This window comes from uncultured Caballeronia sp., assembly GCF_964243625.1.
In the GTDB taxonomy this organism is placed as follows: domain Bacteria; phylum Pseudomonadota; class Gammaproteobacteria; order Burkholderiales; family Burkholderiaceae; genus Caballeronia.
The window spans coordinates 1-6,713 of the sequence record NZ_CAXTGZ010000331.1; the positions used below are offsets into that span (position 1 = coordinate 1).

Annotated in this window: 7 protein-coding genes and 1 pseudogene; 7 read left to right on the plus strand and 1 reads right to left on the minus strand. The window is 61.2% G+C overall.

The annotated features are described in order from the left end of the window. The 7 genes from ACFFAR_RS20620 to ACFFAR_RS20650 all read left to right on the plus strand — a co-directional run. A partial coding sequence (locus ACFFAR_RS20620) for an MFS transporter (protein WP_174363550.1) occupies positions 1-533 on the plus strand: 533 nt, incomplete at its 5' end. 32 nt (positions 534-565) lie between these two features. Next, positions 566-1,774 (plus strand): L-lactate dehydrogenase, encoded by a 1,209-nt coding sequence (locus ACFFAR_RS20625; protein WP_174363549.1) that lies wholly within the window; start codon positions 566-568, stop codon positions 1,772-1,774. A 29-nt stretch (positions 1,775-1,803) separates the two neighbouring features. Further along, positions 1,804-2,628 carry a phytanoyl-CoA dioxygenase family protein gene (locus tag ACFFAR_RS20630; protein ID WP_174363548.1) on the plus strand — a complete coding sequence of 275 codons (825 nt, stop codon included), beginning with the start codon at positions 1,804-1,806 and terminating at the stop codon, positions 2,626-2,628. Positions 2,629-2,640: 12 nt separating this feature from the next. Next, positions 2,641-3,738, plus strand: a complete 1,098-nt coding sequence (locus ACFFAR_RS20635; protein WP_174363547.1) for a zinc-binding dehydrogenase — start codon at positions 2,641-2,643, stop codon at positions 3,736-3,738. A gap of 2 nt (positions 3,739-3,740) precedes the next feature. Then, on the plus strand, positions 3,741-4,739 hold the full coding sequence (locus ACFFAR_RS20640; protein ID WP_174363546.1) for an alpha/beta fold hydrolase: 999 nt from the start codon (positions 3,741-3,743) through the stop codon (positions 4,737-4,739). Positions 4,740-4,820: 81 nt separating this feature from the next. After that, positions 4,821-5,819: a GntR family transcriptional regulator gene (locus tag ACFFAR_RS20645; RefSeq protein ID WP_174363545.1), complete on the plus strand. Its 999-nt coding sequence runs from the start codon at positions 4,821-4,823 to the stop codon at positions 5,817-5,819. A 198-nt stretch (positions 5,820-6,017) separates the two neighbouring features. Beyond that, positions 6,018-6,380, plus strand: a complete 363-nt coding sequence (locus ACFFAR_RS20650) for a hypothetical protein (RefSeq protein ID WP_174363544.1) — start codon at positions 6,018-6,020, stop codon at positions 6,378-6,380. 45 nt (positions 6,381-6,425) lie between these two features. Here ACFFAR_RS20650 and ACFFAR_RS20655 read toward each other — a convergent pair. Beyond that, positions 6,426-6,713: pseudogene (locus tag ACFFAR_RS20655) on the minus strand (NADH:flavin oxidoreductase/NADH oxidase); the annotation flags it as partial.

Genomic DNA, 6,713 nt, shown 5'->3' on the forward strand with positions numbered 1-6,713 from the left:
ACCTGACGATGGCGCATCACCTCAGCATCCAGAAGATGTCGGTGGTGACCGTGATCCCGTGGCTGGTCGGAACGACCGGACTGGTGGCGGGCGGCTTCGTGTGCGACTGGATCTACAAGAAGACGGGCCGGGCGATCTTCGCGCGCAAACTCGTGCTGATCACAAGCCTGGCTGCAGGCGCGGTGTGCATCGCGGCGACGGGCGCCGTCACCGACCTGACGTCCGCTGTCACGCTGATGGCCGTGGCGGTCTTCTTCATGTATGCATCGTTTAACACGTACTTCGCGATCATCCTCGATACCGTCGAGAAGAACCGCGTCGGTGCGGTAAGCGGCTTCGTGCATCTGATTGCGAATCTGGCGGGCATCGTGGCTCCAGCCGCGACCGGGTTTCTAGTGCAATGGTCGGGCAACTTCAAGAGCGCGTTCCTGCTGACCGGCTTGATTGCAGCACTCGGCGCGATATCCGTGGCGATTTTCGTGCGCTCGCCCAAGGAACAATTGTCATTCGAAGCTGAACCGGCGCGAAGCTGAAGCAGCAGACGTCACTTTCACGGACACTCAAGATGACTTATTTCGCGACTGTCGAAGAACTGCGGATCGAGGCGAAACGGCGCGTGCCGAAGATGTTCTACGACTATGTCGATGCCGGTTCGTGGACCGAATCCACGTATCGCGCGAATTCCGACGATTTCGCCAAGTTGCATTTTCGCCAGCGCGTGGCGGTGGACTTCAGTCACCGCAACCTCGCCACGACGATGGCAGGCACGCCTGTCACCATGCCCGTGGCGCTGGCGCCGACCGGCCTGACCGGCATGCAGCACGCCGACGGCGAGATCCTCGCGGCGCGTGCGGCAGAGCGCTTCGGCGTGCCGTTCACGTTATCGACCATGAGCATCTGCTCTATCGAAGATGTTGCCGGCGCGATCACGCAGCCGTTCTGGTTCCAGCTCTACATGATGCGGGACCGCGGGTTTATCGCGAGCCTGATCAAACGTGCAGAGGAGGTCGGATGTTCCGCGCTCGTGCTGACGCTCGATCTGCAGATACAGGGGCAACGTCACAAGGACCGCAAGAACGGTTTGTCGGCGCCGCCGAAACTTACGCCACGCAATCTCGTGAACATGATGAGCCGTCCGCGATGGTGCGCCGGCATGCTGGGTACAACGCGGAGGACCTTCGGCAACATCGTAGGACACGCGCCCGGTGTGACCGGTATTGCTTCCATGGCTGACTGGGCCACCGATCAGTTCGATGCAACCCTCACATGGAAGGACGTCGAATGGGTGCGGCGCCTGTGGAAAGGCAAGCTGATCGTGAAGGGCATCCTCGATCCTGAAGATGCCTTGATGGCCGCGCGCTGCGGCGCCGACGCACTGGTGGTATCGAATCATGGAGGACGTCAGCTCGACGGAGCGTTATCGACGATTTGCGCATTGCCTCATATTGCCGATGCCGTTCGCGGCGAGATGGAAGTCCACATGGATGGCGGCATCCGCTCAGGCCAGGATGTGCTGAAGGCGCTCGCGTGCGGCGCAAGCGCGGTGTACATAGGCCGGGCTTTCCTGTATGGACTCGGCGCGCAAGGGGAAGCGGGCGTGACGCGCTGCCTCGAGATCATTCGCAGCGAACTGGACCTGACCATGGCGCTGTGCGGTATCACGGACGTGCGCAGGGTCGACTGCCGCGCACTGACATCGGGCGGCCACTTGCATGCGCCGGCGACCGCCGCGCAACCACAGACGGAGCGCCTCGCAGCCGCCCAGGCGGCGTGAGCACTCAAAGCTATAACCGGAGACGATACATGTTGAAAGCACTCACCGCAGAGCAGGTCCAGCACTTCAAGGAATTCGGGTACGTTGCGCCGGTACGCGTGATGTCCGTGGCGCAGGCGTTAGAACTGCGCGAACGTCTGGAAGACTTCGAGCATGGCAACGACAAGCTGCGCAAGAAAGCGCTGAACGTGAAGAGCCACTTGCTGTTTTCGTGGCTGAACGACCTTGTCAGGAAACGTGAGGTCGTCGACGCCATCGACGATCTCTACGGCGAAAACCTGCTGTGCTGGGCAAGCAGTTTCTTCATCAAGGACGCGCGCGATCCAGCCTTCGTCTCATGGCATCAGGATTCGACATACTGGGGGCTTTCGAAGCCGGACGTGGTGACAGCCTGGGTGGCGTTATCGGAAAGCAATAAAGCGAACGGCGCCATGCAGGTTATCCCCGGGACGCATCTGCTCGACCAGATTCCCCATCGCGATACGTTCTCCGAACATAACCTGCTGACGCGCGGGCAGGAAGTCGCGGTGGACGTAGATCAGGCGCAAGCGGTATCGATCGAACTGGAGCCCGGCGAGATGTCGCTGCACCACGTCCGGATCGTGCACGGCTCGCCGCCGAACGCTTCCGACAAACGCCGCATTGGTTATGCGATCCGCTACATTCCGACTTATGTCCGCCAACTCGAAGGCGATGACAGCGCGACGCTCGTGCGTGGTGTCGACACGTTCAATACCTTCGAGCACGAACCACGGCCAACGGTCGATCTCGAACCCGAGTTCGTCGCGCTGCATCAACAGATCGGCGAGCGCAACCAGCAGATCCTCTACAAGGGCGCGGCGCAGCGTCGCTGAACTTACGAGCCTATGAATTTCGCCGCAGCAGTATTGACCGGGACCGGCCGGCCGTTGAGCATCGAACGCCTGACACTGGGTGCGCTCGCCGACAACGATGTCGTAGTCAACGTGCGCGCCACCAGTCTTTGCCACACGGACCTCGAAGCGGTACGCGGCGACCTTGGCGTGCCTGTTCCGTTCGTGCCCGGCCACGAAGCGGCGGGCGTCGTGCAGTGGGTAGGGAAGGCGGTGACGAATCTCGCGGTGGGTGACCACGTGATTACATCGTGGAATCCGCATTGCAACGGCTGCTTCTATTGCATGAGGCAGCAATCGATACTCTGCCAGCAGTATCGTGACCGGGCGCCGTTGGCATGGCATTTCGATGGCCGGCCGCGCCTTTTTTTCGGTGACCAGCCCGTGCATCAGCTCATGTACTCGGGAAGCTTCGCGGAGTTGTGCGTGGTGACGGAGGACTGCGCGGTGCCGATATCGAAGGAGATGCCGTTCGACCGCGCGTGCCTGATCGGATGCGGCGTGATGACGGGCGTGGGCGCTGTGCTGAACGTGGCCAAGGTCGAAGCCGGAAGTTCGGTCTGCGTGATCGGATGCGGGTCAGTCGGGCTATCGGTCATACAGGGCGCGAGGCTTGCCGGCGCGGAAAAAATCATTGCCGTTGACCGCGATCCTGGCAAGCTGAAGATCGCAACGGTATTTGGCGCAACGCATACCTTGCTTGCCAACGAGCATCTCAACAACGCGCTTGCCGAATTGACATCGGGCCGAGGCGCCGATTATGTGTTCGAGGCCGCGGGCAATCCGGCCGCGTTCCAGGCGAGTCTGGAACTCGTGCGTGTCGGCGGCAACGTGGTCTGGCTCGGCAAATTGCCCGCACAGGAAAACCTTTCCTTGCGCTGGGGAACGTTGATGGGCGAGAAGCGCATCGTGCGTGCAAGTTACGGCGGCGCGGTGCCCGAACGCGATTTCCCCATGCTGGTCGATGCGTATTTCAAAGGAACCTTGCTGCTCGACGAATACATCACGGACCGCCTCAAACTCGCCGATATCAACACGGGACTGGACCGGCTCGCGCGTGGTATCGACATCCGTTCCGTCATCGAGTTCTGAACATGCCTCATCCTCCAATGCAACCCGGATGGATCGAATCGGCGCATCACATGTGCGCGCTCGGAGCGTTCGGGCTGGAATCGGGCGAGTGCATCGATGACCTGGAACTCTCGTACGTCGTTCATGGCGATCTTGCCGATACATTGCGGCCGGTCGTGCTCGGCCTCTGCGCGATCGGCAGTACGCATCACCGGCTCGATTTCCTGATTGGACGCGAGCATGCATTCGATCCCGCGCAAGTCACGGTTGTGGTGATCGATGCAATTGGCAATGGCTTGTCGAGTTCTCCGTCCAACTCGCAGACACAACCCGGCCGCCAGTTCCCTCGCTTTACCATCCGCGATATGGTCCAAAGCCAGATGGCGTTGCTCGAACACCTCGGCGTACGTAACTTGGAAAGTGTGGTGGGCGCGTCCATGGGCGGCATGCAGGCGTTGCAATGGGGCGTCTCCTATCCGCGCTTCATGCGCAGCATCGTCGCGCTCACGCCGATGGCGAAGACCGCACCGTGGGCCGCTGCGATGAACCACGCTGCACGCTTATGCCTTGAAACAGGAAACGGCGGCATGGAAGCATGGATCGCGATCATGCATATCTTCGCGATGCGCACGCCGGAACGTTTCGCCCGGGACGTTCCAGATGCGGCCAGCGTTCCTGACTGGATAAGCCAACGCGCAGCCTGGTGGGGCGCGCAGCAAAGCGATCCGCTGGACTGGATCTATCAATCTTGGGCGTACGACGCGCACGATGTGGGTACTACTCCGGGATTCACCGGCGATACGGAACGCGCGCTGCAATCCATCCACGCGCGGACGATGATCGGCGCACCCGGACTGGATCTGTACAACCCGGTTGAAGCCGCGGAATGGGCGGCGAGGGTGATTCCCGACTGTAGGTTCCTGCGGTTGCCATCGACGAGCGGACACTTGGCGGCCACCGACGCCGACCCGCAATCGGCAGAATTCATCAATCGCGAGATCGGACGTTTCCTCGCGACGTAACCACGCGTGCCGTGTGCTCCCGTCCGCGCAGCGATGCGCTAGAGTAACGCTTGATCTTCCGACCGCGCGTCACGACCCACTATGAGTTCCTTAATCGTCACACCAGAGGCCGAGCCGTCCGCCGAAGCCAGCGCTTCGATTCATCGGCGCGTCTATCTTCTGTTAAGAGAGATGATCGAGTCCGGGCGCATCCTGCCCGGCGAAAAACTGCTGGAAGCGCAAGTGGCGAAATCTTTCAGCATCAGCCGGTCGCCCGCGCGCTCGGCGTTGGCCGCGCTGTGCGCCGACAAACTCGTGACAGAGAACGAAGGGCGCGGTTATCTCGTAGCCGGTGGACCGGAGGGCTGTCCCGATGGCCGCTCCGCCACCCTCGACAAACTCGAACTGACCAGCACGCCGCAATGGGAGCGAATGTACGCGGCTGTGGAGCGGGAACTGTGCACGCGCGTGTTGTTTGGTTCCGTGCGCATCACGGAAGAGCGCCTCGCGCAGCATTTCAACGTCAGCCGTACCGTCGCACGCGATGTGATGGCGCGCATGCACAGCGTGGGCGCGTTATCGAAGGATCGCATTGGCCACTGGGTTGCCGAACGCGTGACGGCCGAGCGCATCGGGCATTTGTTTGAAATGCGGCGGCTGCTCGAACCGACTGCTTTGATGCACGCGGCCCCCTTTGTAAGCCGTGAAAAGCTGGAGATCATGCGCGAGCGGCTGGAGGCTGAAATAGCGCGTGGCGGCTCGGATATGGACACGGCGGAAACGGATCTGCATATCGATCTGCTTTCGCATTGTCCGAATCGCGAGATCGTCCAGGCGCTCTCGCGCACGCATGTGCTGTTCGTGCCGACGCGTTATCTTGCGGACCCTTACTTGAGCATACCGGGCGAGCTTATCGACAACGCGTTTGCCGAGCACCTGCGCATAATCGATGCGCTCCTTGCAAACAAGCCGGCGCACGCTGCAAAGGAACTGCAAAAGCATCTGGACGAAGCCGATACCCGCTGGATGCTGCGTTTCGATCTCGTCAGCCGCCTTGAACAGCCGGAACTGCCGTCTTATCTGAGCGCGATCGTTTCGTGAAGCTGGTACGGACCGCGCTGTTGTTTCTGCAAATTCGGCCCCATATGGGTAAGCTCTTGCGATGTCGCGTGCGCAATGACCGCGCCCCAAATTTCAACACCTACGCCAGCCGATAAACTGTTCCGCCAGCGATTTGTCGTGGCAGGATAGCAGGATCGTTGCTACGACCATCCGGCGTTCATTGTAAAAAGTGCAAGTATGGAAACAGGTGATATGAGCCTCCTTCCCGAGGCGCACGCTGAATTACTGTGTTATGTCGTCGCCACGGCAGCGGCGACGTACGCGCTCACGAGCGACTGGCGCGTGGATCATGTCGTGATCGCATGCCGGTCGTGGCTTTCGAGCAATCGCCTCCATATACCGTGGCTCGACCGGGTTCGCCTTGGGCAGCTCGCGTTGCAAATTGCACAACGCGATCTGATCGGCGTCGGCATTGCGTTGAAACGCGCCGATGTGCAGGGCCTTTTCACCGGCGACATGAAACTGAACCCGGCAAGTACCGTTGTTCAGCGGATGTTGCAGGTGTGCCGCCATGCGCTGGAGGATCATCGGTTCGCCTGAACGCGGACCGGCCGTCATGCGCCGGCCCGTGAGGGCATCGAACTGTTAGCTGACCGCGTAACGCTCCAGCCAGTGCGCGTAGGGCGCCGGCAGCGTCCAGGCCGCACGTTCGATCCCCAGTTTCTTCGCCGCGTAGTACGGCCAGTGCGGATTGGCCAGATGCGCGCGGCCTACCATCACGAGGTCGAGCTGGTTGTCGCGAACGGTGCCATCGGCGAGTTCGGGGGTATCGATTCCCCACGCCGATGCAACCGGAATCTGGGCTTCACGGCGTACCCGCTCGGCGACAGGCGCAAGGAACGCCGGCGCCCACGGAATGTTCGCGGTCGGCGT

Bases quoted from the DNA above. Each gene is read 5' to 3' on its own strand.
- ACFFAR_RS20625 (WP_174363549.1), top strand. From the start codon at position 566: ATGACTTATTTCGCGACTGTCGAAGAACTGCGGATCGAGGCGAAACGG.
- ACFFAR_RS20635 (WP_174363547.1), top strand. From the start codon at position 2,641: ATGAATTTCGCCGCAGCAGTATTGACCGGGACCGGCCGGCCGTTGAGC.
- ACFFAR_RS20645 (WP_174363545.1), top strand. From the start codon at position 4,821: ATGAGTTCCTTAATCGTCACACCAGAGGCCGAGCCGTCCGCCGAAGCC.
- ACFFAR_RS20640 (WP_174363546.1), top strand. From the start codon at position 3,741: ATGCCTCATCCTCCAATGCAACCCGGATGGATCGAATCGGCGCATCAC.
- ACFFAR_RS20630 (WP_174363548.1), top strand. From the start codon at position 1,804: ATGTTGAAAGCACTCACCGCAGAGCAGGTCCAGCACTTCAAGGAATTC.
- ACFFAR_RS20650 (WP_174363544.1), top strand. From the start codon at position 6,018: ATGGAAACAGGTGATATGAGCCTCCTTCCCGAGGCGCACGCTGAATTA.